The sequence below is a fragment of the Micromonospora sp. NPDC005252 genome, from assembly GCF_042872475.1.
Classification (GTDB): domain Bacteria; phylum Actinomycetota; class Actinomycetes; order Mycobacteriales; family Micromonosporaceae; genus Micromonospora.
Genome location: NZ_JBIAKN010000001.1, coordinates 407,296 through 432,719 on the forward strand (window position 1 = coordinate 407,296; position 25,424 = coordinate 432,719).

At 70.3% G+C, this 25,424-nt stretch carries 27 protein-coding genes, 1 tRNA gene and 1 pseudogene; 10 read left to right on the forward strand and 19 right to left on the reverse strand.

Going from position 1 to position 25,424, the window contains the following annotated elements; translation table 11 throughout:
- Position 1: 1 nt before the first annotated feature.
- Both ACFYPH_RS01955 and ACFYPH_RS01960 read right to left on the reverse strand, forming a co-directional pair.
- The gene (locus tag ACFYPH_RS01955) at positions 2-1,330 is read right to left on the reverse strand and encodes an ABC transporter substrate-binding protein (protein WP_355064543.1); all 1,329 of its coding nucleotides are present in this window, start codon (positions 1,328-1,330) and stop codon (positions 2-4) included.
- 60 nt (positions 1,331-1,390) lie between these two features.
- A complete protein-coding gene (locus ACFYPH_RS01960; RefSeq protein WP_387178233.1) occupies positions 1,391-2,905 on the reverse strand; it encodes an alpha-N-arabinofuranosidase in 1,515 nt (504 codons plus the stop codon).
- 146 nt (positions 2,906-3,051) lie between these two features.
- Here ACFYPH_RS01960 and ACFYPH_RS01965 point away from each other — a divergent pair, with 146 nt between their 5' ends.
- The gene (locus ACFYPH_RS01965; RefSeq protein ID WP_355064545.1) at positions 3,052-4,056 is read left to right on the forward strand and encodes a LacI family DNA-binding transcriptional regulator; all 1,005 of its coding nucleotides are present in this window, start codon (positions 3,052-3,054) and stop codon (positions 4,054-4,056) included.
- Here ACFYPH_RS01965 and ACFYPH_RS01970 read toward each other — a convergent pair.
- Together ACFYPH_RS01970 and ACFYPH_RS01975 are read right to left on the reverse strand one after the other, a co-directional pair.
- The gene (locus ACFYPH_RS01970) at positions 4,053-4,778 is read right to left on the reverse strand and encodes a methyltransferase domain-containing protein (RefSeq protein ID WP_355064547.1); all 726 of its coding nucleotides are present in this window, start codon (positions 4,776-4,778) and stop codon (positions 4,053-4,055) included. The genes ACFYPH_RS01965 and ACFYPH_RS01970 overlap by 4 nt on opposite strands.
- Before the next feature lie 143 nt (positions 4,779-4,921).
- A pseudogene (locus ACFYPH_RS01975) lies at positions 4,922-5,167 on the reverse strand (hypothetical protein); the annotation flags it as partial.
- Positions 5,168-5,221: 54 nt separating this feature from the next.
- Between ACFYPH_RS01975 and ACFYPH_RS01980 the strand changes: the two are divergent.
- The 3 genes from ACFYPH_RS01980 (at position 5,222) to ACFYPH_RS01990 (ending at position 6,600) form a co-directional block, all read left to right on the forward strand.
- Positions 5,222-5,632: a hypothetical protein gene (locus ACFYPH_RS01980; RefSeq protein WP_354859549.1), complete on the forward strand. Its 411-nt coding sequence runs from the start codon at positions 5,222-5,224 to the stop codon at positions 5,630-5,632.
- Between the two features lie 14 nt (positions 5,633-5,646).
- Complete coding sequence (locus ACFYPH_RS01985) at positions 5,647-6,105, forward strand: SitI3 family protein (RefSeq protein ID WP_354859551.1); 459 nt, start codon at positions 5,647-5,649, stop codon at positions 6,103-6,105.
- Positions 6,106-6,527: 422 nt separating this feature from the next.
- A tRNA-Arg gene (locus ACFYPH_RS01990) sits at positions 6,528-6,600 on the forward strand.
- A gap of 237 nt (positions 6,601-6,837) precedes the next feature.
- On the opposite strand, the gene ACFYPH_RS01995 is transcribed toward ACFYPH_RS01990, so the two are convergent.
- From ACFYPH_RS01995 to ACFYPH_RS02010, 4 genes are all read right to left on the reverse strand, one after another.
- Complete coding sequence (locus ACFYPH_RS01995) at positions 6,838-7,407, reverse strand: Ltp family lipoprotein (RefSeq protein WP_387178239.1); 570 nt, start codon at positions 7,405-7,407, stop codon at positions 6,838-6,840.
- 476 nt (positions 7,408-7,883) lie between these two features.
- Complete coding sequence (locus tag ACFYPH_RS02000) at positions 7,884-8,144, reverse strand: hypothetical protein (protein WP_354859554.1); 261 nt, start codon at positions 8,142-8,144, stop codon at positions 7,884-7,886.
- Between the two features lie 273 nt (positions 8,145-8,417).
- Positions 8,418-9,383, reverse strand: coding sequence for an aminoglycoside phosphotransferase family protein (locus ACFYPH_RS02005; protein WP_354859556.1), 966 nt, complete (start codon positions 9,381-9,383; stop codon positions 8,418-8,420).
- 563 nt (positions 9,384-9,946) lie between these two features.
- A complete protein-coding gene (locus tag ACFYPH_RS02010) occupies positions 9,947-10,849 on the reverse strand; it encodes an NADP-dependent oxidoreductase (protein ID WP_387178242.1) in 903 nt (300 codons plus the stop codon).
- Between the two features lie 105 nt (positions 10,850-10,954).
- Here ACFYPH_RS02010 and ACFYPH_RS02015 point away from each other — a divergent pair, with 105 nt between their 5' ends.
- The gene (locus ACFYPH_RS02015; RefSeq protein WP_355066711.1) at positions 10,955-11,353 is read left to right on the forward strand and encodes a helix-turn-helix domain-containing protein; all 399 of its coding nucleotides are present in this window, start codon (positions 10,955-10,957) and stop codon (positions 11,351-11,353) included.
- 47 nt (positions 11,354-11,400) lie between these two features.
- Here the strand turns inward: ACFYPH_RS02015 and ACFYPH_RS02020 are convergent, their stop codons facing one another.
- From ACFYPH_RS02020 to ACFYPH_RS02040, 5 genes are all read right to left on the reverse strand, one after another.
- Positions 11,401-11,751 (reverse strand): DoxX family protein, encoded by a 351-nt coding sequence (locus tag ACFYPH_RS02020; RefSeq protein WP_354859563.1) that lies wholly within the window; start codon positions 11,749-11,751, stop codon positions 11,401-11,403.
- A gap of 125 nt (positions 11,752-11,876) precedes the next feature.
- Positions 11,877-12,647, reverse strand: a complete 771-nt coding sequence (locus ACFYPH_RS02025; protein ID WP_355066712.1) for a hypothetical protein — start codon at positions 12,645-12,647, stop codon at positions 11,877-11,879.
- Between the two features lie 55 nt (positions 12,648-12,702).
- Positions 12,703-13,302: an ATP-dependent Clp protease proteolytic subunit gene (locus tag ACFYPH_RS02030; protein ID WP_354859568.1), complete on the reverse strand. Its 600-nt coding sequence runs from the start codon at positions 13,300-13,302 to the stop codon at positions 12,703-12,705.
- A gap of 136 nt (positions 13,303-13,438) precedes the next feature.
- The gene (locus ACFYPH_RS02035) at positions 13,439-14,026 is read right to left on the reverse strand and encodes a helix-turn-helix transcriptional regulator (protein WP_354859569.1); all 588 of its coding nucleotides are present in this window, start codon (positions 14,024-14,026) and stop codon (positions 13,439-13,441) included.
- On the reverse strand, positions 14,005-14,508 hold the full coding sequence (locus ACFYPH_RS02040; protein ID WP_387178248.1) for an RNA polymerase sigma factor: 504 nt from the start codon (positions 14,506-14,508) through the stop codon (positions 14,005-14,007). Before ACFYPH_RS02040 ends, ACFYPH_RS02035 begins: the two co-directional genes overlap by 22 nt.
- Before the next feature lie 261 nt (positions 14,509-14,769).
- On the opposite strand from ACFYPH_RS02040, the gene ACFYPH_RS02045 reads away from it, so the two are divergent.
- On the forward strand, positions 14,770-15,783 hold the full coding sequence (locus ACFYPH_RS02045; RefSeq protein WP_354859575.1) for a potassium channel family protein: 1,014 nt from the start codon (positions 14,770-14,772) through the stop codon (positions 15,781-15,783).
- 10 nt (positions 15,784-15,793) lie between these two features.
- Here ACFYPH_RS02045 and ACFYPH_RS02050 read toward each other — a convergent pair whose 3' ends face one another.
- On the reverse strand, positions 15,794-16,273 hold the full coding sequence (locus ACFYPH_RS02050; protein ID WP_354859578.1) for a MarR family winged helix-turn-helix transcriptional regulator: 480 nt from the start codon (positions 16,271-16,273) through the stop codon (positions 15,794-15,796).
- A gap of 82 nt (positions 16,274-16,355) precedes the next feature.
- Between ACFYPH_RS02050 and ACFYPH_RS02055 the strand changes: the two genes are divergently transcribed.
- Positions 16,356-17,000: an FMN-dependent NADH-azoreductase gene (locus tag ACFYPH_RS02055; protein WP_387178252.1), complete on the forward strand. Its 645-nt coding sequence runs from the start codon at positions 16,356-16,358 to the stop codon at positions 16,998-17,000.
- 71 nt (positions 17,001-17,071) lie between these two features.
- On the opposite strand, the gene ACFYPH_RS02060 is transcribed toward ACFYPH_RS02055, so the two are convergent.
- The 3 genes from ACFYPH_RS02060 to ACFYPH_RS02070 all read right to left on the reverse strand — a co-directional run bounded on the left by ACFYPH_RS02060 (position 17,072) and on the right by ACFYPH_RS02070 (position 21,711).
- Positions 17,072-18,106 carry a 2-oxoacid:ferredoxin oxidoreductase subunit beta gene (locus ACFYPH_RS02060; protein WP_354855969.1) on the reverse strand — a complete coding sequence of 345 codons (1,035 nt, stop codon included), beginning with the start codon at positions 18,104-18,106 and terminating at the stop codon, positions 17,072-17,074.
- Positions 18,099-19,946: a 2-oxoacid:acceptor oxidoreductase subunit alpha gene (locus tag ACFYPH_RS02065; RefSeq protein WP_355066715.1), complete on the reverse strand. Its 1,848-nt coding sequence runs from the start codon at positions 19,944-19,946 to the stop codon at positions 18,099-18,101. Before ACFYPH_RS02065 ends, ACFYPH_RS02060 begins: the two co-directional genes overlap by 8 nt.
- Before the next feature lie 313 nt (positions 19,947-20,259).
- Positions 20,260-21,711, reverse strand: a complete 1,452-nt coding sequence (locus ACFYPH_RS02070; protein ID WP_387178255.1) for a hypothetical protein — start codon at positions 21,709-21,711, stop codon at positions 20,260-20,262.
- A gap of 127 nt (positions 21,712-21,838) precedes the next feature.
- On the opposite strand from ACFYPH_RS02070, the gene ndhC reads away from it, so the two are divergent.
- Positions 21,839-22,216, forward strand: coding sequence for an NADH-quinone oxidoreductase subunit A (gene ndhC / locus ACFYPH_RS02075; RefSeq protein ID WP_354855966.1), 378 nt, complete (start codon positions 21,839-21,841; stop codon positions 22,214-22,216).
- A gap of 70 nt (positions 22,217-22,286) precedes the next feature.
- On the opposite strand, the gene folP is transcribed toward ndhC, so the two are convergent.
- Entirely contained in the window at positions 22,287-23,156 is an 870-nt protein-coding gene (folP, locus tag ACFYPH_RS02080; RefSeq protein WP_387178259.1) for a dihydropteroate synthase, read from the reverse strand.
- Positions 23,157-23,307: 151 nt separating this feature from the next.
- Here folP and ACFYPH_RS02085 point away from each other — a divergent pair, with 151 nt between their 5' ends.
- Together ACFYPH_RS02085 and ACFYPH_RS02090 are read left to right on the forward strand one after the other, a co-directional pair.
- Positions 23,308-23,958, forward strand: a complete 651-nt coding sequence (locus tag ACFYPH_RS02085; protein ID WP_387178262.1) for a DivIVA domain-containing protein — start codon at positions 23,308-23,310, stop codon at positions 23,956-23,958.
- Positions 23,955-24,452 (forward strand): SRPBCC family protein, encoded by a 498-nt coding sequence (locus ACFYPH_RS02090; protein ID WP_354855963.1) that lies wholly within the window; start codon positions 23,955-23,957, stop codon positions 24,450-24,452. Before ACFYPH_RS02085 ends, ACFYPH_RS02090 begins: the two co-directional genes overlap by 4 nt.
- On the opposite strand, the gene ACFYPH_RS02095 is transcribed toward ACFYPH_RS02090, so the two are convergent.
- A complete protein-coding gene (locus tag ACFYPH_RS02095; protein ID WP_387178266.1) occupies positions 24,397-25,290 on the reverse strand; it encodes a sterol desaturase family protein in 894 nt (297 codons plus the stop codon). The two genes, ACFYPH_RS02090 and ACFYPH_RS02095, sit on opposite strands and share 56 nt — an antisense overlap.
- Between the last annotated feature and the right edge of the window lie 134 nt (positions 25,291-25,424).

Sequence of the window (25,424 nt, forward strand, 5' to 3'; positions counted from 1 at the left end):
ATCAGCTCCCGTACTTCTTGCGGTTGTCCTCAAGCTGCTTGTTGGCCTTGGACACGCCGTCGTCGAGCGCCTGCTTGGGCGACTTCTTGCCCAGCGCGGCCTCGTTGAACGAGTTGTAGAAGGTCGTCATGACCTCGCCCAGCCCCGGGGCCGCCGGCGGGAAGGCCGCGTACTCCAGCTCGGGAGCGAGCGACGAGATCTCCGGCAGCGCCTTGAACTCGGCGCCGTCACGGACCTCCTTGCGGGCCGGGATCTGCCCGCCCTTGGCCCAGTCCAGCGAGTGCTGGCTCAGCCAGTTGATGAAGACCTTCGCCCCGGAGACCTTGTTGGCGTCGTTGGCCCGCTGCTTCACGATCGTGAAGTTGTGCGAGTTGGCCCAGGCCGACGGCTTGCTGCCGATCTGGGGGAGCGGGGCGACGCCCCACTGGACCTCGGGGCTCTTCTTGAGGTCGTTGATCTGCCAGATGCCGTTCCAGGTGAAGGCGTTCTTGCCGCTCTTGAACGCCAGGTAGTCGGCGTCCTGTCCGACGTTGGCCGGCGAGTAGCCCTGCTTGATCACGTCGACCAGCCAGGTGCACGCCTCGACCGCCGGGTCGGAGTTGAACGTCGCCTTGGCCACCTCGGCGTCGAAGAGGGTGGCACCCCACTGGTTGAGCAGCGAGTAGAACGTCATGCCGCCGGTGAACTGGAACGGGCTGACCCAGAAGCCCTGCACACCGGCCTTCTTCAGCTCGACCAGGGCCGCCGTGTAGTCGTCCTTCGTCGTCGGCGGCTTGTTCGGGTCGAGGCCGGCCTTCTGCATGACGGCCTTGTTGTAGTAGAAGCCCAGCGGGTGCATGTCCAGCGGGATGCCGTACCGCTTGTTGTTGTAGATCCCGCCCTTCCAGACGGTCGGAGCGAAGTCGCCCTCGGAGAGCTCCAGGTTCTTGGCCACGTCGTCCAGCTCGGTGATCACGCCACGAGCGGCGAAGGTGGCGAGCTGGTCCATGTGCATGACCGCGATGTCCGGGCCGTTGCCGCTGGAGGCCGCACCGGGGAGCTTGTTGTAGTAGTCCTCCCACTGGTACGTGGCCACCGACACCGCGATGTTCTTGTGCTCGGTGTTGAACTGGTTGACAAGCGCCTTGAAGATGTCGCCGTCGCCGCCGGTGAACCCGTTCCACAGCTTCAGGTCGACCTTCGGGCCGGTGTACTCCTTGCCGCCGTTACCGACGGCCGGCCCGGAGGTGCTGTCGTCGCCGCCGCAGCCGGCGAGGGTCAGCGAGGCCGCGGCACCGATTCCGAGACCGAGGCCGAGCAGGCGTCGCCGGCTCATGTCGTTCTGGATCATGCTGTATCTCTCCTTGGAGGGGGACGGGATGAATTGTGCCTGCGCAGAACCGTTACGACTTCAGACGCCGGTCGGGCCGAAGCGCAGCACGCTCCACGACACGGCGGGCAGGCGCACGGTGCACCGGCCGCCGTCGGGGGTGGGGGTGGGCAGTTCCCGCGGCGTCACCCGGTCGGGCTCGGCCTCGGTGTTCGTCGCCGACGGGTCGGACCCGGCAGCGATGCTCTGGAAAGAATGACCGGATAGTCCCGGCAGGCCGCGCAGGTCGATGTCCAATGCGAGGTCCGTCGTGTCACGATTCGTCGCGAAGATGGTCAGCTCGCCGGTCTCCTCGTCGTGCACGGCGACCGTGTCGAGCACCGGCACGTCCCCGTACTTCTTCGTGTCGTAGCGCGGCGACACCGGCTCGGTGCGCAGCACGGTGCCCCGGGCGTACCGGGCGGTCAGCGCGAACGGGTGGAAGATGCTCTGCCGCCAGGCCGGGCCGCCGTTGCGGGTGCGGATCGGCGCGATCACGTTGGCCAACTGGGCCTGGGCGGCGACCCCGACCCGGTCGGCGTGCCGGAGCAGGGTGATCAGCAGGTCGCCGACCACCACCGCGTCCACCGCCGTGAAGTCGTCCTCGATCAGCGCGGGCGCATCGACCCAGCCACGCCGGTCCACGTCGGCCTGGAGGCGGGACTCGTACCAGACGTTCCACTCGTCGAACGAGATCTTCAGCTTGCGCTTCTGCCGCTGCTTGGCAGCCACGTGGTCGGCGGTCGCCACGACCTCGGTGATGAAGTTGTCCATGTCGACGGCCGACGCCAGGATGCTGGCCTGGTCGCCGTCGGACGGGTCGTAGTAGGTGTGCGCCGAGATGTAGTCGACGTGCTCGTAGGTGTGCTCCAGCACGGTCGCCTCCCACGCGGCGAACGTGGGCATCCGCCGGTTGGAGCTGCCGCAGGCGACCAGGCTGATCGACGGGTCGATCATCTTCATCGCGCGGGCCGCCTCGGCGGCCAGCCGCCCGTACTCGTCGGCGGTCTTGTGGCCGACCTGCCACGGGCCGTCCATCTCGTTGCCCAGGCACCACAGCTGCACGCCGTACGGGTCCTCCGCGCCGTGCTTGCGGCGCAGGTCGGACAGCTCGGTGCCGCCCGGGTGGTTCGCGTACTCCAGCAGGTCGAGCGCCTCCTGGACGCCCCGGGTGCCCAGGTTGACCGCCATCATCGGCTCGACACCGGCCTCGGCGGCCCAGGTCATGAACTCGTCCAGCCCGAACGCGTTGGTCTCGATCGTCTTCCACGCCAGGTCGAGCCGGCGCGGCCGGTTCCCGACCGGGCCGACGCCGTCCTCCCAGCGGTAGCCGGAGACGAAGTTGCCGCCCGGGTAGCGGACCACCGAGACGCCCAGCTCGCGGGTCAGGTCCAGCACGTCGCGGCGCAGGCCGCGGGAGTCGGCGTTGGGGTGGCCGGGCTCGTAGATGCCGCCGTAGACGCACCGCCCCATGTGCTCGACGAACGAGCCGAAGAGACGTCGGTCGGCCGGCCCGATCGAGAAGGCCGGGTCGATCGTGAGCTGCGCGGTCCGCAAAGGATGCCACCTTTCCTCAGTGCCGGAACCGGGTGACCGCAGTCACCGCCCACCCGGCGTCCCTCGTTTCTACAACGTTGTAGTCAACGTTGTAAAGAGCTGATGACGAGGTATGGTGCGCTGGGTTGCATCGGGGAGGTTGCGGCGTGCGAAACAGGCTCAAGGACGTGGCCGAACGGGCGGGCGTCTCGGTGAAGACCGTCTCCAACGTGGTGAACGGCTACGTGCACGTACGTCCGGACACCCGCGCCCGGGTCGAGGAGGCCATCGCCGAACTCAACTACCGGCCCAACCTCTCCGCCCGCCACCTGCGCAAGGGACGTACCGGGGTGATCGCCCTGGCGGTGCCGGAACTGGACATCCCGTACTTCGCGGAACTCGCCCGCTACGTGGTCACCGCCGCCGCCGACTACGGCTGGACGGTGCTCATCGACCAGACCGGCGGCCGGCGCGAGCAGGAACGGGTGGTCGCCTCCGGCATCACCGACCACCTGATCGACGGGCTGATCTTCAGCCCGCTGGCGCTCACCGCCGAGGACCTGGCCGGTCTGGACGGCACCCCGATGGTGCTGCTCGGCGAGCGGGTCGACCACGGCCCCGCCGATCGCGTGGTGATCGACAACGTGACCGCCGCCCGCGAGATCACCGACCACCTGATCCAGCTCGGCCACCGCCGGATCGCGGCGATCGGCTCGCAGCGCACCGACGAGGGCGCCAGCGCCCGCCTGCGCCTGGCCGGCTACGCCGAGGCGCTGCGCGCCGCCGGTCTGGCCTACGACGAAGCCCTCGTGGCGCCCGCGCCGGCCTGGCACCGCGCCGACGGCGCGGCCGCGATGCGCGGCCTGCTCACCGCGGGGGTACGCCCCGACGCCGTCTTCTGCTTCAACGACACGCTCGCCCTGGGCGCCCTGCGCGCCCTGCACGAGGCCGGCCTGCGGGTGCCCGAGGACGTGGCGGTGGTCGGCTTCGACGACATCGAGGACGGCCGGTTCTCGATCCCGACACTGAGCACGGTCGCCCCGGACAAGGAGCGGATCGCCCAACTGGCCGTCGAACTCCTGGCCCACCGCCTGGACGGCGATCGCGCCGCCCCGGCAAAGGAGCTCTCCGCCCCGTACCGCCTAGAGATCCGCGAGTCCACCAGGCCCTAGTCGAAGAAGCGGGCCAGGTGGGGTCGGGGTGCCGGGTCGGCCTCTGGGGGGAGGGGGGTCAGATCGGCGAAGATCGAGGCGCCGTCGCAGCCCGCGTGCAGCGGGTACCACCGCGGGGTGCCCGGCGGCCGGAGCTGGCAGATCCCCTTGAACGTCTGCACATCCATCAGCCGGACGTGAGTCGGGTCGGCAACCGCGTTCACGTGCCCCCACCAGGGGCTCATCACGTGCAGCACGCCACCCGGACGGAGGACCCGATGGCACTCGTCCACTAGCGGCAGGAAGTCGATCAGGTGCTCCAGGATGTGCACCGCGAAGAGGACGTCCACCGAATCGTCGGCGAGCGGCAGCGAGCCGGACAGATCCGCGACCGCGTCCACCCCCGGCGCCGGGTAGATGTCCAGCCCGAGGTTGCCCGACCACTGCTTGGTCGGACCGCAACCGAGGTCCACCACCACCGGTGCCCGCCCGCCGACGCCGACCCGGCACCAGACGCCGTAGACGCCGGCCAGCCGTCCCACCAGGTCCCGTACCAGCCGCAGCTCGGCCGGCTCGGCCACCTCCCCGGTGAGATGGGCGACCCCCCGGTCGAACCGCACCTCGACCGCCAGAGCACGCAGCCGGTCGTCGTGCCGGGCCTGGTCCGCCCACGCCTGCGCGAGGGATTCGTCGATCAACCGCAGCCGGTCGGCCGAGGGCGGAGTCTGTGCCAAAGCGACCATTCGGGCCACCTCCCGCCGCGCGTTACCCGCATTCGCGCCCGGTATGCCCCGCTCGTCCACCACGCCGTAGGGCCGCCGCCTCGTCGCAGGCGTGTCGCAGCCCACGGCGGCCACCAGGGCCATCGGCCCGGCGGACGGCCGGGTCAGCCGGACAGGGTGCGCCGGCTGCCGCGCATCCGCTGGCGGGGTTGCGGGGCGGCGGCCCTCGGCCGCTTCAGGTGATAGCGGTGCAACTCGTTGTGGCCGGGCAGGGACGGGTCCTCGCTCATCGCGACCAGTTCCCAGCCCTGGTCGCCGGCCCGGTTCAGGTGAGCCAGCGCCGTGTCGCCGTACGGCGTCACGTCGACCATCGAGCCGTCCGGGCCGTACCAGACGAAGACGACCTCCCAGCCGAGGTCGTTGGTCGCCGCCTGACAGGTCCGAAAACCAGAATTCCACCCCGGTTGGACGACGACGGGCGGCGTCCGTTGGAGCTCGAGAACGAATGCGCCGATATAGTCGCCAGCAAGAGCTACCGGGTCCACCAGAACCCCACCAGGCAGGAGATCGCCGAGGCCCGGCTCCGCACCGGTGACTCGGGCAACCCGAACAAGGATCCGGATTACCTGATCGAAGGTCACGTGTTCGACTGCTATTCGCCCACTGTCGGCAAGTCGCTGCGGGGCGTGTGGAGCGAGGTCCGCGCCAAGGTCGACAAGGAGCAGACCCAGCGAGTGGTGCTGAACCTGCACGACTGGCACGGAGACCTCGCGGCCCTGCGGACACAGTTCGACACCTGGCCCGTCGGGAGGCTGAAAGAACTCGTCGCGGTAACGCCGAGTGGCGCGATCGTGCAGATCGTCCGTCGAGACTGAGGAGAGGCGCGGAGATGGCTGTCGAGTTCAGGTTGACCCTGGCGGGTGACCTGCCCCTGGACCACGTGGCTGATCTCGTGGCGGTGGACGCCGCCGAGAAGCCCAGGCCGAGCGGCACCAACCCGCGGCTGCTCAGCGCTCGCCTCTACGACACCCGCGGGTACGCGCTGACCGTCTCCTCAGGCAGCCAGGGCTATTTCGATGCCGAGGCCGACGACGGTGCCCGCTGGGAGTGGGAGCCGGAGACGTACGTCGACATCGACTTCTCCATGCGGGCAGACGACCTGGTCGACAAGGGGATTCCGAACATGATGAAGGCCGTGGCCCGTGTGTTGGCCGCCCGGCAGGAGGACGCGGCGCTGGTCCAGAACGGCAACTGGCTTCTGCTGACCCGCGTCGGGGGCGAACTCCGCAGACATCGGCCTACCTGGTGGAGCCACTACGGCATAGACGACCTCATCATTACCCAATGAACCAGCCGAGCGCGGGTGACCCGCCGACGAACGACGCGGCTTCGACCCATCGTCCGTGGGCGATGTCGACGTCTTCTTCCTTGACCCGGCGGACCTGACTCGCGACAACGACGACCCGGCCGCCGCGCGGCTGATCGCGACCTTTCCGGAATCCCCCGTGGGAGGCGGTGCCCAGCCGGGGGAGCGGCTAGCCCGGCATGATCTTCGATGACGTGCGCGGTGTGTGCTCTCCAGCGGATGCCAACCGGGGTGAACCGGTGCCAACGTGGGTCACCATGAGCGACCGCCGGTCGCAACCCGGGGTTCGTGTGCTCCGGGTGTGCTCCTGGGCTGGGCGAACGCGGGTCCGGGTGACGTGGGTGAACGTGGGCCACTCCCTGCCACCCCAGGTGAACGCCCAGGTCGCTAGACTGGGCCCTCGCGCCCTCGTAGCTCAGGGGATAGAGCATCGGTTTCCTAAACCGTGTGTCGCAGGTTCGAATCCTGCCGGGGGCACCTCGCTACGCAGCCGAGACACCATCCGAGCTGGCAACACATGCGCTGCTCAATTAGAGCAGGTGTGCGGCTGTAGGTCACCGGAAGCCGTCGTTGGTCGCAGGTCGCGGAACAGGCGCGGGATGACCTTGAACTTATCCGCACTGGCCGGCAGCCGGCGGTACGTGGTGCGGCCAGTCGTGCTACGGCCCGCCACCCGCCATGGACAAAGCCGCACCAGGAACTCGGATGCCCTTCTCACATCACCTGATCGACACCGTAGACGGCCTGTGCGTGCGTGTACCCCTCGAATTCCAACTGCTTGATCAGGCCCGAACGGGAGAACGCCTGGGTGTCGAGGTAATTCTTCGCCATCTTGGCAGCCTGTTTTCTGTAGTCGACCTTCAGAGAATCCACGGCCCTGGTTGCGATCTTCCTCGGGTAGCCCTCGAACTCCAACTGCTTGATCAGGCCGGAGCGGGAGAACGCTTGATATTGCAGGTAATCGGAGGCGGCGCTGATGGCGTTCTGCTGCTCTACGGACAGCTTCGGCTCGGCCGGTGCCTTGGTGGTGGTCTTCGTCTTCGGCTTCGTTGCTGCTGTGGTAGGCGCTGCGGTGGTGGGTGTTGCGGTGGTAGGTGCTGCGGTGGTGATCTCCACCGCCGGTGCTGCGGGGCTTTCTGCCGGGACGGACGCTGCGGCGGCCGTCTCCGCGGTGGCGCTCCTTGCGGGAGGCGAGTCGGCACCGCCGACCGCCGCAGCGATGGTCACTCCGCCGCAGCAGAGCACCAAGACACCGCCGACGGCCGCTCCGATGATGAGCTTCATGGGGCGCTTCTTCGGAGGCTGCTGCGACTGCATAGCTGGATGACCGGGGGGCGGCGGAGCGCTGTAGCTCACTGATAGGACCCTTCGGGAGACTGTGCGTAACCGCGTACACGGCGAGTCTGCTCAGCCGGACCATCAAGAACCATCCCCGCTTCAGCCGATGATCGCCTCAGCCGTTGCTGGTGGAATGTCGGCCGACCGCTCGCACGTTCTGCTGCATGAGTTAGCCGGAGCGGGACATGTGGTTGCGAGCGCCGTACGTCACTTCGTCTCCGGAGGGGACGGCAGCGTCCACCGTGCAGAGGACGCGCAAAGGGTTCCGACTCGAAAACCGCTCCTGGTGAGTGCAGAAGCAGGTGAACGCCCTGCCGGAGGCACCTGCATTCACTCATTCCCCGACCGTTCGTCGCGGGTTCTAATCCTGGCCGGGGATACCGGGTCACACCCTTGGTCGGCTGCTATTCGGCCGTCCGGGTTCACGTGCTCACCCGGGCTTCCAGCGGCCAGTAGGCGACCTCTCCGCAGTCACAAACGAGCAAGGCGACCGTGCCCGTCGCGAGCTGCCAGGTGAGGTGGGCGGCCAGATCGCCGACGCGCACATGGTCGAGCACGGCCCCGGCGTACGCACCGGGCACGTCGTGGCGGGCGACGTGCTTGACGCCGGACACCGTGTTCACCAGGCTCACGTCGTCGACGTGCGGCACCAACTCGCCCGCCGCGTCGGGTCGTCGCTCCACTGTCGATTCGAAGCGGACCGTGCGGATAAGCGGATGAGTCGGCACGAGGGTCCGCGTGTGTCACTCCCGGACCGCCCGGCCGACCCGGCTCACCTCATCTTGGCGACGATCTCGACGAGGTTGCCGTCCGGGTCGCGGAGCAGCGCGTTGCGGTTGCCGTTCCGGAGTCGTGCGGGGCCTGCACCACCGGCACGCCGGCGGTGAGCCGCGCGAAGGCCGCGTCGACATCGGTACGGGCCGCTTGTGCCGGCGCGCTGGCCAATCGGGAGGAGATCAGGGCGCGTAGGTGGGGTCGACGACGGTCTCGGCGATGCGGGTCAGCCAGTGCAGGTCGTTGGCTTGAGATTCTGGACTGGAATCGGGGTTGAGGACGCTGCGTAAAAATAGGGCCACGTCGTCGAGGTGCCGCTCAGCGCGGTAGTAGCTCAGCATGGTCTGGTCCGGTTCCAGCGGCCCATAGCCTCGGCGGAAGAGCCTGGCGCGGTGCGCGTTGACCGGGTGGTCGCCGAAGTCTTGGCTGTAGACGAACATCAGGTCCCGCTCGCGCGGCGCCAGGATCGGCGCATCCCAGTCCACGACGTGCAGTGGACCGTCGCCGTCAGCGAGCAGGTTGCCGGGGTGGATGTCGGCGTGGCAGATCACGTGTTGAGATTGCGTCACTCGGGAGGCGAGGTGATCCACCGTTGCCGACAACCGTTGCAGCGCTGCACCGTACCGGTCCCAGAAAGTGCCGAGGGCCTCGCTCGCTGCGGCCTGCTCCCCGAGGATTCGCAGCCGCTCGCCCGCGCTCGATCGGTAGGTCTCGACCGGCAAGACCGCGGCGAGGTCGGCGCTCGGCTTAACCGCGTGCAGCCGACCCAGGAACTCACCGTACTCGACCCACTGACGGTCGGTGAGGCCGCGGCCCCACAGACTGCCGCCGGCGTGGAACGGATAGAGCAGCAGCTGGTAGTCCCCGAAGCCGCGAATGACTCTGCCCCCTGGAAGGTCGATCGGCGCTACGACCTGCCTGACGCCCTGCGCTCGAAGAAAGCGAGGCAGCAGGACGGCCGCCTGAGTGAACTCACCGCGGCGCATCTTCAGGAAGTAGCGCTCGCCGTCAAACGTGTCTACCCGGTACGCCCATGCCTGCCCGTCGAGCCCGACCGGCATGAACACGAGATCGGCCACGTCCACGGCCCAGGCGGCGGCCACCTCAGCCGCGAGCAACCGCTCGTCAACGCCAGGCTTGTCGAACATCGACGGAGCGTTGCAGCTCGCAGTCCGTCGAGCAAGGGATTTGCCACCTGTAGGCGGAGTCAGCAGCGAACCCCGAGCAGCCTCCCCGGGGTGGTCTGGCTCGCGGGCGAAACGGCTGTCGACAGTAACGATGACAGCAACGTCACCGGATGGCACCCTGACGAGCGTTGGCACGGACGACGCTTGCAGCGTGCAGTCGGTTCCGGACGCGTGCGGACGAGGCGCACAGAGCTTGTAAGCGAGACGTCAGATCGGTGCCGATTCGACCGGGCGCTGCTCGCGTTGCATTACTGCTCAGGCAACCCTGCTGGCGACCCGGACCGATGGCGCCAAGCGAGAGTCGCGGCCGTCAGCTGATCGTGGAAGCCAGTCCCGCGCTCGAGTGGACGATCGAGGATGCCCCGGCCGAACGGCCGGGGCAATCCTCGTGTGGCTCGATGTGCAGGCGTCGATCGCGGCAGATCCGCGAACGCGGCACGCAGTCAGTGTCGCGCCACTTCCCTGGTCGGTGGGGCGCGGGAAGGCGTGGCGCGTCAGCCGAGTGCGGATCGCCGGGCCGCCGGTCAGGGGACGATGACCACGCCGCCGCGTACGCCGCCCTGGGCAAGCCGTTCGTGGGCGGCGGCCGCGTCGGCGAAGGGGTACACGCCGGCGACCCGCAGCGGGATGTCGCCGCTGGTGACGAGTTTGACCAGTTCTGCCAGGCGGGATCCGTCCGACTCCACCTCCAGCGCGAAGGTCCGGATGCCCCGCACCGGCTCCGGGCGCAGCGGAGGTGACGCGGCCACGTAGCCGCCGCCGTCCCGGACGTGGTCCAGCAGCGAGGAACCGATCACCGCCAGGTCGATGACCGCGTCGTACGTCCCCGTCGGTTCGTCGGAGCGCGACAGGAACGCCGCGCCCAGCGACTCGATGAACTGGCGGTCGTCGGCTCCGGCGAGTCCGGTGGCGTGCAGGCCGGCTGCCCGTGCCAGGGCCAGGACGAACCCTCCGACCTGCCCGGCGGCGCCGGTGACGAGCACGGTCGAGCCGGCCGGGAGCGCGAGCAGGTCGAGGGCCTGGGCGGCGGCGAGGCCGTTGGTCGGCAGGGTCGCCGCCTCGGTGGCGGGGACGCCGGTGGGTGCGGCGGTCAGCGAGGTGGCGTCGAGCACCACGTACTCCGCGTGGGCCCCGGCAGTGGTTTGCAGCCATGGCGAGAAGCCGATGACCTCATCGCCGATCGCGTACTCACCGACCGATGGCCCGACGGCGTCGACGGTGCCGACCACGTCCCAGCCGGGCGTGTACGGCAGGCCGGTCGGCAGCGGCGCCGGGAACCGGCCGGAGCGGACCATGAGGTCGACCGGGTGGACGACGGACGCGGCGACCCGTACCCGCACCTGTCCCGGTCCGGCTTCGGGCGTCGGCACGTCGGCCACGTGCAGGACCTCCGGCCCTCCGAACTCTTCGTAACGAACTGCGCGCATCGTCGTCTCCCTCGTAGCCGTCGTGATCCCCACGACCGTACGAAGCGACGGGCACCGTGAGAAGGTAGGTACCTTGAAGTGCGTAGGGCACCGCACGAGGGCAAGATGACGACGACAACCGCAGCGCAACGCCGCGAGCAGGCAAAACGTGATTACGACGCGTTCCTGGAGCGCTGCCCGACCCGGGAGCTGCTGAGCAGGCTCACCGACAAGTGGGTGGCGCTGGTGATCCCGGCGCTTGCGGACGGTCCGCAGCGGCACGGCGAACTCGCCCGCCGCATCGCCGGCATCAGTCAGAAGATGCTCACGCAAACCCTGCGGACGCTGGAGCGCGACGGCCTGGTCACCCGTACGGTCACCGCGTCGGTGCCGGTCCGCGTCGACTACGAGCTCACCCCGTTGGGCCATGAACTGTTCCCAGTCATGATCTCCATCAAGGACTGGGCGGAGTCACACATGGACCGTGTGTTCGAAGCCCGAGCCCGATTCGACGCACTCCCCTGAGGGGGCTCCGGAGGCGCGATTCTGGTCCAGCACCGACCGAACGGCAGTCACCAGCGGTAGGCCAGGTTCACGGCGAGTGCGGCCAGCACGGTGACGAAGAAGACGGCCCATCCCACGAGATGACGTGACCCCACCCGCAGGTGCGCGATGAGCGCGCCGACGAAGTACAGCACCAGCCCCGCCGCGGCGAGGGTCCCCAGCAGCGGTACGGCGAAACCGGCCAGCAGTCCCACGGAGCCGGCCGCCAACAGCAGGCCCAGCACCGGTAGCCAGGACCGTGGCACCCGCTTCATGTCCGCCTGGGCCTTGGGATAGTCGTGGCCGATGAGGTAGGTGACCGCGGCGATGCCGGTGAACACCGAGGCGAGGATGGTGACTGTCACGTAAGCGGCGAACATGGACCCTCCCTGTGGTTTTGTCACCTCAGGGACGGGGCAGCTCCGCGAAACGTTACGGGCGTGGCGCGCTCAGCAGAACCCGGTGCCCTCCGGGGCATCCCGGAGGGCACCGCGTCGTCGCAGGGTCAGAGGAACTTGTACATCTCGGCGGAGGCCGGCTCGGTGTCGCCGGCGGGCGGCGCGGTCACCGAGACCTGCTCGCCGAAGCCGCTCATCTTCATGTCGGTGACGAGATCACCGACGCTCTTCGTGGCGATCGTGTAGGACAGCGCGGTGAGCCGGCCGTCGGCGTCGACGGTCGCCTCGAAGGGGACCGCCGTGGGGTCCTTCGCCAGCTTGGCGGTGGACTTGAGGCCGTCGCGCATTCCACCGTCGGCGCCGGCGGCCTCCGCGGCCTTGTTCAGGTCGGCGGTGCCGCTGTAGCGGCCGGGGCTCACCTCCTGGGCGGTCACGATGCCGCCGATGATGCCGGTCTGCGCCTTGAGGTCGAACGACTGGCGCAACGAGCTGGTCGGCCGGAGCTTGTTGAGGTCGATCTTCATCCAGGGCTTCTCGCCCTCGAGCGAGTCGGACTTGATGTAGGCGGCATCGCCGATCAGCCGGGCCTCGATCGGCTCCGGGGCGTTCCCGGTGACGTGGATCGCCTTGGCGGCGGGGTCCATCTTGCCGCTGAGGGTGATCGACTGGTTGCCGGCCTTGACCGAGGCGTCCATGGTGACCGTGCCGGCGAGGCTGCGGTCCATGGCCTGCCGGACGGCGGCGACCGGTTCGACCTTGGTCGTGGCGGGGGCGGCGGAGGGGCCGGCCCCTCCGGTGTTGTCGCCGGAGGTGGTGCCGCAGCCGGCCACGAGGGCGGCGGCGAGGGCAATCGAAAGGGTAGGGATCAGTCGACGCATAGACGCGACCCTAACCAATGGGCACCACCCCCGGTGCACGACGGCCACCCGCAGGTCAGTCCGCCGGCAGTTGATCGGCCCGGGTGAGCACCCGGTCGACGAGGCCGTACTCCCGGGCCTGCTCGGCGGTGAACCAGCGGTCACGGTCCCAGTCCCGCTGGATCTCGTCGAGTGTCCGTCCACTGTGCTGGGCGATCAGCTCCTGCATGGTCCGCTTCACGTGCAGCATGTTCTCCGCCTGGATGGTGATGTCCGAGGCGGTGCCGCCCATCCCGCCGGAGGGCTGGTGCATCATGACCCGCGAGTGCGGCAGCGCGTACCGCTTGCCGGCCGCGCCGGCGCAGAGCAGGAACTGCCCCATCGAGCCGGCGAACCCGAGCGCCAGTGTGGCCACGTCGTTGCGGACGTAGCGCATCGTGTCGTAGACCGCCATTCCGGCGCTCACCGAGCCGCCCGGCGAGTTGATGTAGAGGTAGATGTCCCGGTCGGCGTCCTCGGCGGCGAGCAGCAGGATCTGCCCGCAGATCTGGTTGGCCGACTCCTCGGTCACCTCGGTGCCGAGGAAGACGATCCGCTCCCGCAGCAGCCGCTCGAACACCTGGTCACCGAAGGTCGGTTGCCCGCTGTCCCGCATCTGCACGCCGTACCCGATCATGTGTCGCCGCCTTCCGCCGTGCCGGCGGGCGGCGGGACCGCCCGGGGAGCCGGCTCCTCCAGCGTGCGCGTGGCGGCGGTCGCGGCCCAGGGATTCTGCCGGCGGCAGATCCGCCCAGGGCAGAACCCCGGCCGGCCTACACGAGGGTCAGTCGCCGCCGGCCCGCCCGGGCCCGGCGGCAGGCCAGCATCTTGGAGGTACGCGGACCGGGGCGCCCGGCCGACGTGGAGGCGATCAGCCGAACCCGCAGCCCCGCTCCTTGGACGGTCGACCCGACGGGCGAGGCTGGACCGCCGACGTGCAGGATCGGCCCGCCCAGCCGCAGCACCGGCCCGGCCGGCTGCCCTACGGGGGCCGGGGCGGCGGCCACGGGTGGCGTCGCCCCACCCGGCTGGAAGCCGATCCGCAACGCGGGGCCGGTCTCGTTGCGTGCCGAGGGCGCCTGCTCCAGCCGGGCCAGGGCGGCCCGGGGCGCGGCGGGAATGCGACGCTCGACCCGGCGCAGGTCGTCGCGGGCCTGTTCGAGCAGGTCGGAAAGGCGGATGCCGAGTGCCCGGCAGATCGCCGCGAGCACCTCCGACGAGGCTTCCTTGCGGCCCCGCTCGACCTCGGACAGGTAGGGCACGGAGACCCCGGCGGACGCGGCCACCTCGCGCAGCGTGCGGCCCTGGCTCTGGCGCAGCCGGCGCAGCACCCCGCCGATCACTCGTCGCAGCAACGACATGCGGACCTCACTTTCGCGGTCGTCGTCGGAGGAACACCCCCCATCATGCCGGTTGTCGGACCCGTCGGCGGTCCCGAGCAGGCCCGCGCCGCCGTCCAGCGCGGGCCCGGCTCGTCACTGACCGTCTGGCTCTTGACGGTCCCCGTCGAGCAACTCATGGCCCGGGCGGTCTCCTCGACGCTCAGATCCTGGAAGTACCGCAGGACCAGCACCGCGCGTTGGCGCGGCGGTACCTGCCGCAACGCACCGACCAGGGTGATCCGGTCGGTCGGGTCGACCGTGGTCGTCGACACCTCGGGCAGGGCGGCGCCGAGCCGGACCCGCGCCCAGCGCGACCGCCGCTCGTCGATCAGCCGCCGCAGCAGCATGGTGCGGACGAGCGCATCCAGGTGGTCGGCCTGCCGCGCTCGCGCCCAGGAGCGGTACAACTCGGTGAGCACGCGTTGCAGGATGTCGTCGCCCCGGTCCCAGTCCCCGCACATCAGGTAGGCGGTCCTTCGCCACTGGACCATCCTGGACTGGACATACTCGGTGTATTCGTCGTCGGCCTCGGTTCGCCGTCTGCCGCTCGTCACGAGGGTTGCGCCCCCTCCGTCTGCCGGCCTGCACCGGTTCGTTGTTGTCGCCCGATAGTCGTGTGCGGGGGCCGGTGCGGTTGTCCGCTGCGCGACCCGGGCGTGCGACGTGCGGCGTACCCGCTATGTTGTGGTCGTGCAGGCGACGGCGGCGGAGCAGGTTCGACGGTGATCCATTTTCCCGCGCAGCGCCGGGGCCCGCTGAGCGCGCTGAGCCTCCGGCTCGCGGCCGCCCTGGGCCTGGTCTTCGCCGTGGTGGCGGCGGTCTACCTGGACCGGGACGGCTACCGCGACGTCAACGAGGACGGCCTCACCCTGCTCGACTGCTTCTACTACGCGGTCGTCTCGCTCTCCACGACCGGCTACGGGGACATCACCCCGGCCGCGCCGTCGGCCCGGCTGGTCAACGTCCTGTTCGTCACCCCAGCCCGGATTGTCTTCCTGATCATCCTGGTCGGCACCACCCTGGAAGTTCTGACCGAGCAGTACCGGACCGGCCGTCGCCTGTCGCGGTGGAGGAGAACCGTGAAGGACCACGTCATCATCTGCGGCTACGGCACCAAGGGCCGCAGTGCGGTCAACGCCCTGATGGAGAACGGCCTGGACCGGTCGAGGATCGTGGTGGTGGAGCGCAGCAGCGCCGCCCTGCGGCAGGCCACGTCGGCCGGGCTGGTGGCGATCGAGGGGTCGGCGACCCGGTCGTCCGTGCTGAACGAGGCGCACGTGCGCAACGCGAAGGCAGTGATCATCGCGACCGACAGTGACGATGCCTCGGTGCTTGTGGCGCTGACCGTACGGCAGCTCACCGCCGGGCAGGTCCGGATCATCGCGGCGGCGCGGGAGGCGGAGAACGCCCCGCTGCTCAAGCAGAGCGGCGCGCACCATGTGATCGTCTCCTCGGCGACCGCTGGCCGCCTGCTCGGCCTGTCCACCTCGGCGCCGCCGCTGATCGACGTGGTGGAGGACCTGCTCACGCCGGGGCAGGGCATGGCGCTGGCGATGCGCTCGGCGGAGCGGGACGAGGTCGGTCGCTCACCGCGTGAGCTGGACTCACTGGTGATCGCCCTGGTCCGGCGGGGCAAGGTGGTCACCCTGGCCGACCGGGCCGGTGCGGTGATCGAGACCGGCGACATGCTGGTGCACGTCCGCGACGACCGCCCGCAGTCCACGGCGACGGTCTGACGCTGCTGCGTCAGCAGGCGTCGGGCTCGTCGATGAGCGCTGCGCCGCAGCTGACCGGTGTCGTGGTGGCGGCCCGCCTGAGCAGCTCGTAGAGCGTCTCCCGCTCGGCTGGCTCCAGCGCCCCCAGCACCTCGTCTTCGGCGCCCGCGAGAGCGCACTCCGCCTCGTTGAGGCGTTTCGCACCATCTTCGGTGAGCTCGACGACATGTCGTCGGCGGTCCTGCGGTGACCGTCGGCGCTCGACCAGGTCTCTCGCTTCGAGGTCGTTGAGCAGCCCGACGATGTTGGTGCTGTCCATCTCGAGGGTGGTGGCGAGCGCCTGCTGACTGGTGCCGCCGCCCGCGCGCAACACCGTGAGCGCGACCAGGTGTCGGGGCCGCAGGCCCAGGGGAGCGAGCACCGACTCCGCCCGCAGTCGCATCCGCCGCGCCAGGTGGTCCAGCAGGGGGCCCGAGCGGTGCTCCGTCGGATCCAGCGGCAGGGCGGACATGTGACCCAGTCTACCGACGCGCCGCAATATCTGCCTGCTATAAATAGTTGGTGTCTCACAGACGATCCTTGGAGGATGAATCATGAACCTGCTGCATATCGATTCGAGTATCCGGGGTGACTGGTCGGTCAGTCGGCGGCTCACCGCCCGTGCCGCCGCGGCCTGGCGCGCGGCACACCCCGACGGCATGGTGACCTACCGTGACCTGGGTGCCGAGCCGCTGCCGCACCTGGACTCGGCGGGCGGGCTGGCGCGGATGACGCCGCCGGACCAGCACACTCCGGCCCAGCGCGAGTCGTGGGAGCTCAGCGAGCGGCTGATCGACGAGGTGAAGCAGGCCGACGTGGTGCTGCTCGGGCTGCCGCTCTACAACTACGGCGCGCCGAGCAGCGTGAAGTCCTGGGTCGATCACCTGATCGTTGCCGGCCTCACCTACGACCCGACGACGCAGGAGGGCCTGCTCGGTGGCCGCGAGTTCGTGGTGCTGGCCACCCGGGGTGGCGGCTACGGCGAGGGCACCCCGCGGCACGGCTGGGACCACGCGGAGCAGTGGCTCCCGCATGGTCTGTCGATGACCGGTCTGGAGCCGCGTTTCATCAGCACCGAGCTGACCCTGGCACCGTCGGTGCCGGCGATGGCCGAGCTGATCCCGCTGCACGAGGCGAGCCTCGCGGCGACTGAGAAGGAGATCGACAACCTCTGGCTGCCGGCCTCCGCCCAGCGCTGAGGCGGCACCGGTAAGAACGAGAGCGGCCGTCCCCGTATCGGGGACGGCCGCTCTCGTTCAGCTAGGACGGGTCAGAGGATCGTCCAGGTGTCGCCGCTGCCCAACAGGCCGGCGAGCTGCTTCTCGGGGGTCTCGGTGACCGTCGCCTTGGCTGCCGCGAGCTGGCCCTGGACCACGCTGTCGTAGGACGGCCGGTCCACGGACCGGAACACCCCGATCGGGGTGTTGCGCAGGTCCAGGCCGGGCAGCCGGGACAGCGCGAAGGCGTACGCCGGGTCGGTCACCGTGGCGTCGTGCACGACGATCTCCTCCGGGCGGACCGAGCCGGTCTCCCGGACCTCCAGGCCGAACGCGCCCGGCGGATGCACCACGCAGAACTGCCCGTCCGCGCCGAAGGTGATCGGCTGCCCGTGCTCCAGGCGGATCAGGTAGTCGTCGCGGGTGGATGGGTCCTTGAGCTGGTCGAACGCCCCGTCGTTGAAGATGTTGCAGTTCTGGTAGATCTCCACGAACGCCGAACCCTCGTGCTCGGCGGCGGCGCGCAGCACCGACTGCAGGTGCTTGCGGTCGGAGTCGATGGTGCGACCGACGAAGCTGGCCTCCGCGCCGAGGGCGAGCGAGAGCGGGTTGAACGGCGCGTCGGCCGAGCCGGCCGGCGTCGACTTGGTGACCTTGCCGACCTCGGAGGTGGGCGAGTACTGGCCCTTGGTCAGGCCGTAGATCCGGTTGTTGAACAGCAGGATCTTGAGGTTGACGTTGCGTCGCAGCGCGTGGATCAGGTGGTTGCCGCCGATGGACAGCGCGTCACCGTCACCGGTGACCACCCACACCGACAGGTCCGGCCGCGACACCGACAGGCCGGTCGCGATCGCCGGGGCCCGACCATGGATCGAGTGCATCCCGTAGGTGTTCATGTAGTACGGGAAACGCGACGAGCAGCCGATCCCCGAGACGAACACGGTCCGCTCGCGGGGGATGTTCAACTCCGGCATGAACTGCTGGATGGCCGCCAGGATCGCGTAGTCACCACACCCGGGGCACCAGCGCACCTCCTGGTCGGACTTGAAGTCCTTCGCGGTGAGCTTCAGGGCGACAGGCTCAGACATTCTTCAGGACCTCTTCCAGCGTCGTCTCCAGCTCGGCGGCCGTGAACGGCAGACCGCGGACCTGGTTGTAGCTGATCGCGTCGACCAGGTAGCGGGCCCGGATGACGTGGGCCAGCTGACCCAGGTTCATCTCCGGGATGACGACCTTGTCGTAGGAGCGCAGCACCTCGCCGAGGTTGGCCGGCATCGGGGCGAGGTGCCGCAGGTGCGCCTGGGCGATGGACAGCCCGCGCTGGCGAACCCCGCGGCAGGCGGCGCCGATCGGCCCGTACGTCGAGCCCCAGCCCAGGACCAGCACCCGGGCGTCGCCGTCCGGGTCCTCCACCTCGATGTCCGGCACCGGGATGGTCTCGATGCGGGCCGCCCGGGTGCGCACCATGAAGTCGTGGTTCGCCGGGTCGTACGAGATGTCACCGGTCTTGTCGGCCTTCTCCAGCCCACCGATGCGGTGCTCCAGCCCCGCAGTGCCGGGAATCGCCCACGGCCGGGCCAGGGTCTCCGGATCGCGCAGGTACGGCAGGAAGGTGGTGCCGTCCTCGCCGTTGGGCTTGGTGGCGAACTCGACCCGCAGGTCGGGCAGCGACTCGACGTCGGGCAGCAGCCACGGCTCGGAGCCGTTGGCCACGTAGTTGTCCGACAACAGGATCACCGGCGTGCGGTAGGTCAACGCGATCCGCGCCGCCTCCAACGCCGCGAAGAAACAGTCCGACGGCGACTTCGGCGCGATCACCGCGACCGGCGCCTCGCCGTGCCGACCGAACAACGCCATGTTGAGGTCGGCCTGTTCGGTCTTGGTCGGCATGCCCGTCGACGGCCCGGCGCGCTGCACGTCCACGATCACCAGCGGCAGCTCCAGCGCCACCGCCAGGGAGATCGTCTCGCTCTTGAGCGCCACACCCGGACCGCTGGTGGTGGTGACGCCCAGCGACCCACCGTACGACGCGCCCAGCGCCGCGCCGACCGCCGCGATCTCGTCCTCCGCCTGCATGGTCAGCACGCCGAAGCGCTTGTGCTTGCTCAGCTCGTGCAGGATGTCCGACGCCGGAGTGATCGGGTACGCCCCGAGGAAGACCGGCAGCCCGGAGCGGACCCCGGCGGCGACCAGGCCCAGCGAGAGCGCGGCGTTGCCGGTGATGTTGCGGTACGTGCCCGGCTGCATCTTCGCCGGCTTGACCTCGTAGCGGACCGCGAAATCCTCGGTGGTCTCGCCGAAGTTCCAGCCGGCCTTGAAGGCGGCCACGTTCGCGGCGACCAGCTCGGGGCGGGCCGCGAACTTGCGCTCCAGGAAGCGCAGTGTCGACTCGTACGGCCGGGAGTACATCCAGGAGAGCAGACCGAGGGCGAACATGTTCTTCGAACGCTCGGCGTCCTTCTTGGACACCTCGTGCGCGGCGAGCGCCCCGACCGTCATCGACGTCAGCGCCACCGGGTGCACCACGTAGCCGGCCAACGAGTCGTCGTCCAGCGGGCTGGTCTGGTAGCCGACCTTGGCCAGGTTGCGCCGGGTGAACTCGTCGGTGTTGACGATGATGTCCGCGCCGCGCGGCAGGTCGGCCAGGTTGGCCTTGAGCGCGGCCGGGTTCATCGCCACCAGCACGTTGGGCGCGTCGCCCGGCGTGAGGATGTCGTAGTCGGCGAAGTGCACCTGGAAGCTCGACACACCGGGCAGGGTGCCGGCGGGAGCCCGGATCTCGGCGGGGAAGTTCGGCAGCGTGGAGATGTCGTTGCCGAGCTGCGCCGTCTCCGAGGTGAACCGGTCGCCGGTCAACTGCATGCCGTCGCCGGAGTCACCGGCGAACCGGATGACCACCCGGTCGAGTTGACGGATCTGCTTGGTCACTGTGCCACCTTCGTTCGCTGCGCGCGGTCGCGCGGCCGGCTGAACATCATGGTGACCTCGCCTTGCCCGGCCACGGGACCTCCTTGACGCAACGCTGCACCGCACCGCCCCAGGCTGGTCCGGTCCGCTGTCGTTCCTCACCGAGAGCCTACGTCGAACGGACCCCCGACCCTCCCCGGAGGTCCGCCGACTGAGACCCGATCAACGTGATATTCGCCCGTGATTGCGGGGTTTCGCCCCGCCCGCCGTAATTCAGATCACCGTCCCCGGCCGGCCGCGACCCCGGTCGGGGACGGCCAGGGTCGTCGATCGGTCAGTCGGTGGGCGGAGCCGTGGGCTCGGCCGTCGGCTCGCCGAGGCGGCGGCGCAGCGAGGTGGTCGCCAGCGTGAGGGCCAGCACCACCAGCAGCGCGGAGACCGCGATCAGGATGACCGCGGTGCGCTGCACCGAGGTCATGCCGCCGTCGTCGTCGGTGGTGGCGCCCGCCGGGAGTACGCCCTGGGAGCCGGTCGGCGCGGGCGGCGAGACGACCGGCGTGGCCAGCGCGGCCGCCGCGGTGATGCGGAAGCTCATCTGCACCCGCCGGGTCGCGCCGTTGCGCGGGTCGAGTTGACCGATCACCGCTCCGGACAGCGGCGCCTCCCGCTGGGCCTGCGGGGTCGCCTCCACCGGCAGCCGCAGCTCGCGGGTCTCGCCGGCCGACAGCAGACCCCCGTCGCACCGGGTGCGGGACGCCTCGACCGGCAGGCAACCCGCCGGTGGGGTCGGCACGCTCACCCCGGCCGGCAGGATCACCTCCACCAGGCCGGCGGCGTCGACCGTGCCGGTGTTGACCAGCCGCACCGCGAGGGTGCTCGCCGCGCCGCTGATGTCGAACGCGACCTCGTCGGCGGCCAGCGAGATCCCGGGCACCGGCGGGCCGGGCGGGAACAGCACCGCGAAGCCCTGGTCGTCGGCCACCTCGCCGGACACCCCCGGCGCGTCCGCGACGACCTGCACGGAGCCGCTGAGCGGCATCCGCTCCCAGGCGTTGCCGGCGACCCGCAGCCGGATCAGGCTGCTGAACCGGACGCCCGCCTCGGCCGTCCAGGCCCCGCAGTGGTACGCGCCACCGCCCGCGGCGACGCACCCCTTCGTCCCGGCGTCGGTCAGCCCGGCCGGCAGGGTGTACGAGAGCCGGACCCGCTGCGCGGCGGTGCCGGTGTTCGCCACGGTGACCCGCAGCGTGGTGGTGGTGCTGGCGGCGTTCCAGTATGCCTCGGGCAGGGTGACGTCCTCGGTGGTCACCTGCACGCCGAGCGGGCTCGGCGCCGCCGGCGGGGTGCCACCCGGCGCGGGCGGGCGAACCGGGGGCACCGGGGGAGCCGGCGGCCCGGGCGTCGGCGGCCGGGTGCTGCCCCCCGGCGCGGGAGCGGTGGTGGTCGGCGGCGGCACGTTCGGCGCGGTGGTCTGCGGAGGCGCCGGCGGCGTCGTCGCCGGCGGTGGCGCGGTGGTCTCCGGGGCCGGGTTGGTCGGCACGGGATCGCCGCCCGGATCCTGGGTCGGGGTGGGCTCCTGGGCCGGAGTGGTCTCCGGGTCCGGATCGGGTTCGGGCGCCGACTCCGTCACGGCGGCGATCGGGTGGATGCGCGGCACCTCCGCGCTGGCGAGGGCCGGAGCGGCCGCGAGCGCCGCGAGCAGCCCGAGCGCGAGCGAGGCCGCCAGCAGGGGCGTGGGAGGCCGCCCCACAACCCGGCGTTCGGGCGATACCTTCACGCGGGCCATCTGTCCTCCGGTGCCATGGGTGGAAGTCCAATGTTGGTAACAGTTGCCACAGTGCACTAGTCCCACCTGGAAACAAATCCGTAACGTGTTTGGGACGGCCTGTCCGGGTGGGCGGTAGGCTCCCGATGTGACCGGTTACCTGGGCTCGTACGCGACGCTCGGGCTCTTGCTGCTCGCCAGTGTCCTGTTCTTTGTGACGGCGTTCTCGGCCAACCGGGTGTTACGTCCCGCCCGTCCGGCTGAGCCGTTCGGCAAGCGGACCAGCTACGAGTGCGGGCTCGACCCGGTCGGCGCCGACTGGGCGCAGATGCAGATCCGCTACTACGTGTACGCCTATCTGTACGTACTGTTCGCGGTCGAGGCGGTGTTCCTCTTCCCGTGGGCGGTGGTCTTCGACCGACCGGGCTTCGGCCTGGTCACGGTGGTGGAGATGGCGGTGTTCGTGGCGGTGCTCGCCCTCGGCATCCTCTACGCCTGGCGTAGGAACATCCTGCGCTGGACCTGAGCGCCCCGACCTCCGGCGATCGTGCCGCTCCGCCGACCGTTCACGTCGGTTGCCGCACCGACCGGGCGACTCAGGCCAGACCCCGCCGGGTCGCCGCGGGCGGACGGTCGCCGCGGATCGAGGCGACCATGTCCAGCACCCGACGCGTGGGCCCGACCTGGTGGGCCCGGAACACCCGAGCGCCCAACCAGGCGGAGACCGCCGTCGCGGCGAGCGTGCCCTCCAGCCGCTCGGCCACCGGCAGGTCCAGCGTCTCGCCGACGAAGTCCTTGTTGGAGAGCGCCACCAGCACCGGCCAGCCGGTCGCGGTCAGCTCGTCCAGCCGGCGGGTGATCTCCAGGGAGTGCCGGGTGTTCTTGCCGAAGTCGTGCGCCGGGTCGATGAGGATGCCGTCGGGGCGTACCCCGGCCGCCACCGCGCGCTCGGCGAGCCCGGTCACCGTCTCGACCACGTCGGCGACCACGTCGTCGAAGGCTGCCCGGTGCGGCCGGGTCCGGGGGACCAGCCCGCCGGCGTGCGAGCAGACCAGGCCGGCGCCGGTGCTCGCCGCGACCCGGGCGAGCGCCGGGTCGGCGCCCGACCAGGTGTCGTTGAGCAGGTCCGCACCCGCCGCCACGGCCTCCGTCGCCACCTCGGCACGCCAGGTGTCGATGGAGATCACCACCTCCGGGAACGCGGCCCGTACGGCGGCGATGGTGTCCACCGTGCGCCGGATCTCCTCGGCCACGTCCACCTCGGTGCCCGGCCCCGCCTTGACCCCGCCGATGTCGACGATCGCCGCGCCCTCGTCGACCGCCCGCTCGACGGCGCGCAGCGCGCTGTCGGCGGCAAAGGTGGCGCCCCGGTCGAAGAACGAGTCCGGTGTGCGGTTGACGATGGCCATCACCACCAGCTCACCCGGGGCGAACGTCCGCCCACCAAGCCGAAGTGCCCCGGCCATGACGCCTCCCGACTGTCCGCACCGTCGCCGCCGTTCCGGCCGCTACCGACGCTAGCCGGTCGGTCGGCCGACGCGCGGGGCGGGCGTGGGCGTGGATCGCGATCGGGGTGGTGGGGTCGCTCCCAGCCGGCTGTCGTGCCACGATCAGTGCATGGGTCAGCTTCTGCTCCTCCTGGTCGTGGCGTTGACCGTCGCGGCGGTGGTTTTCGGCGTGACGGTGTTGGTCAGTGGCCGGGATCCCGGCCTCGCGCCGACCGAACCGGATTCGCAGGCCATCCCGCTGCCGGGCACCCGGCCACTGCGGGAATCCGATGTGGGCGCGGTCCGTTTCGACACCGGGTTGCGCGGGTACCGGATGGCCCAGGTCGACCAGGCGATGCGCCGTGCGGCCTACGACATCGGCTACAAGTCCGAGCTGATCGGCGTCCTGGAGGCGGAGGTCATCGCGTTGCGCGAGGGCCGCACCGACGACGCGGACGTGCTGCGCCAGGCCCGCGAGCAAGCCGCCGGGGCGGTGCCGGGCGCGACCACGGCGGAGTCGGATGCGGAGGTGTCGCCGGCCGACGACCTGCCCGCTCCCACCTCCTCGGCGGCCGACGCCGACGGCGTGGCACCGGCCGACGGCGAGCCGACCGCCCACAAGCCGACCGACAGCAAGCCGACCGCGCACAAGCCGGTAGACGGCGATTCGAGCGACCGCACGCCGACCGACGGCGATCGGACGGCTGACGAGCCGGCCGAGGACGAGCCGGCTGGTGGGGTCGGGCAGCACGGCGCGGTGGTCCGGTCGGAGTCGGCGTGACCGGTCCGGAGGGCGCCGACGATCTTCAGGAGGCGGCGCAACCCGGCGCCGGTGAGGTGACCGCCACGGTCATCGTCAACGCCCCGGCGGCCCGGGTCTTCGCCGCGTTGCTCGCCTGGGAACGGCAGTCGGACTGGATCCCGTTCACCCAGGTGCGGGTCGTCGAGGGCGACGGGCGCGAGGGCAGCCGGATCGAGGCGGTGACCGCGCTCGGCCGGGCGACGCTGCGCGACGAGATGCGGGTGGTCCGGGTCGACGAGCCGTACGAGATCGGCGTGGTGCACCACGGCCAGGTGCTGCGCGGCCCGGGTGTCCTGCGCTGCACCGCACTTGGCCAGGCTCGCACCCAGGTCGTCTGGCACGAGTGGTTCCATCTACCGGGCGGCCGGGCCGGCCGGCTGGCGTGGCCGGTGCTCTGGCCCGGCTCCAAGCTGGGTCTCACCCAGGCGCTGAAGAGGTTCGGCCGTCTGGTCGAGCAGGGCCGACTGCCCTGACCACGCCCGGCGCCGGCTGCCAGCCCGGCGCTCGGAGGAGATGCCCCACGCGGTGCCGCCACGTCACGGCGGCGCGCAGGTCCCGGGCGATCGAGAGGTACTCGTGGAAGGCCACCCGCACCGGGTTGTAGCTGCCCACGTTCTTGGTCAGACCGTAGACGCAGCGCTCCCGTTCGGCCGCGAACGAGCCGAACAGCCGGTCCCAGACGATCAGGATGCCCCCGAAGTTGCGGTCCAGGTAGCCGCCCTGGGAAGCGTGGTGGACCCGATGGTGCGACGGGGTGTTGAAGACGAACTCGTACCAGGGCGGCATCTTCTCGATGCGCTCGGTGTGGATCCAGAACTGGTAGAGCAGGTTGACCGAGCCGCAGAACGCGACGACCGCCGGGTGTACGCCGGCCAGGATCAGCGGGATGTAGAAAACCCAGCTGGTCAGCCCGGTCCACGGCTGCCGGAGCGCGGTGGAGAGGTTGAACCGCTGCGACGAGTGGTGCACCACGTGCGAGGCCCAGAGGATCCGGATGACGTGGTGGCCCCGGTGTGACCAGTAGTAGCAGAAGTCCTGCGCCAGCAGGATCAGCGGCCAACTCCACCAGATTTCGGCGATCCGCAGCGGGGTGAGCGCGTAGAGCAGCGCGTACGCGGCGGCGATCGGCACCTTCCAGAGCAGGTCCGTGAAGACGCTGCCGAGCCCCATCGCCAGGCTCGTCGCGGTGTCCGCGCCGCCGTAGCCGACCTCGTCGTCGTCGCGGTGCAGCAGGTAGGAGACCCGTTCCAGCACGATGAGCAGCAGGAAGGCCGGGATCGACCAGGCGATGACGTCCGGAAATTCCTTCATCGCGCCGCCTCCACTCGCCGTCGTCGGCCGGGGACGCCCCGCTGGGTGACCCTGACCTACCGGTCGGTAACAAGCACGATAGGCAGCGAAGTGGCCGGTGGCAATGGGCTGTCGGTGCGATGGCCTAGCGTGTG

Coding starts and splice junctions, on each gene's coding strand:
- ACFYPH_RS01955 (WP_355064543.1), bottom strand. CDS start 1,330: ATGATCCAGAACGACATGAGCCGGCGACGCCTGCTCGGCCTCGGTCTC.
- ACFYPH_RS01970 (WP_355064547.1), bottom strand. CDS start 4,778: ATGGTCGCTTTGGCACAGACTCCGCCCTCGGCCGACCGGCTGCGGTTG.
- ACFYPH_RS01985 (WP_354859551.1), top strand. CDS start 5,647: ATGGCTGTCGAGTTCAGGTTGACCCTGGCGGGTGACCTGCCCCTGGAC.
- ACFYPH_RS01995 (WP_387178239.1), bottom strand. CDS start 7,407: ATGAAGCTCATCATCGGAGCGGCCGTCGGCGGTGTCTTGGTGCTCTGC.
- ACFYPH_RS02005 (WP_354859556.1), bottom strand. CDS start 9,383: ATGTTCGACAAGCCTGGCGTTGACGAGCGGTTGCTCGCGGCTGAGGTG.
- ACFYPH_RS02010 (WP_387178242.1), bottom strand. CDS start 10,849: ATGCGCGCAGTTCGTTACGAAGAGTTCGGAGGGCCGGAGGTCCTGCAC.
- ACFYPH_RS02015 (WP_355066711.1), top strand. CDS start 10,955: ATGACGACGACAACCGCAGCGCAACGCCGCGAGCAGGCAAAACGTGAT.
- ACFYPH_RS02020 (WP_354859563.1), bottom strand. CDS start 11,751: ATGTTCGCCGCTTACGTGACAGTCACCATCCTCGCCTCGGTGTTCACC.
- ACFYPH_RS02025 (WP_355066712.1), bottom strand. CDS start 12,647: ATGCGTCGACTGATCCCTACCCTTTCGATTGCCCTCGCCGCCGCCCTC.
- ACFYPH_RS02030 (WP_354859568.1), bottom strand. CDS start 13,302: ATGATCGGGTACGGCGTGCAGATGCGGGACAGCGGGCAACCGACCTTC.
- ACFYPH_RS02035 (WP_354859569.1), bottom strand. CDS start 14,026: ATGTCGTTGCTGCGACGAGTGATCGGCGGGGTGCTGCGCCGGCTGCGC.
- ACFYPH_RS02040 (WP_387178248.1), bottom strand. CDS start 14,508: ATGTGCGGGGACTGGGACCGGGGCGACGACATCCTGCAACGCGTGCTC.
- ACFYPH_RS02050 (WP_354859578.1), bottom strand. CDS start 16,273: ATGTCCGCCCTGCCGCTGGATCCGACGGAGCACCGCTCGGGCCCCCTG.
- ACFYPH_RS02055 (WP_387178252.1), top strand. CDS start 16,356: ATGAACCTGCTGCATATCGATTCGAGTATCCGGGGTGACTGGTCGGTC.
- ACFYPH_RS02060 (WP_354855969.1), bottom strand. CDS start 18,106: ATGTCTGAGCCTGTCGCCCTGAAGCTCACCGCGAAGGACTTCAAGTCC.
- ACFYPH_RS02070 (WP_387178255.1), bottom strand. CDS start 21,711: ATGGCCCGCGTGAAGGTATCGCCCGAACGCCGGGTTGTGGGGCGGCCT.
- folP (WP_387178259.1), bottom strand. CDS start 23,156: ATGGCCGGGGCACTTCGGCTTGGTGGGCGGACGTTCGCCCCGGGTGAG.
- ACFYPH_RS02085 (WP_387178262.1), top strand. CDS start 23,308: ATGGGTCAGCTTCTGCTCCTCCTGGTCGTGGCGTTGACCGTCGCGGCG.
- ACFYPH_RS02095 (WP_387178266.1), bottom strand. CDS start 25,290: ATGAAGGAATTTCCGGACGTCATCGCCTGGTCGATCCCGGCCTTCCTG.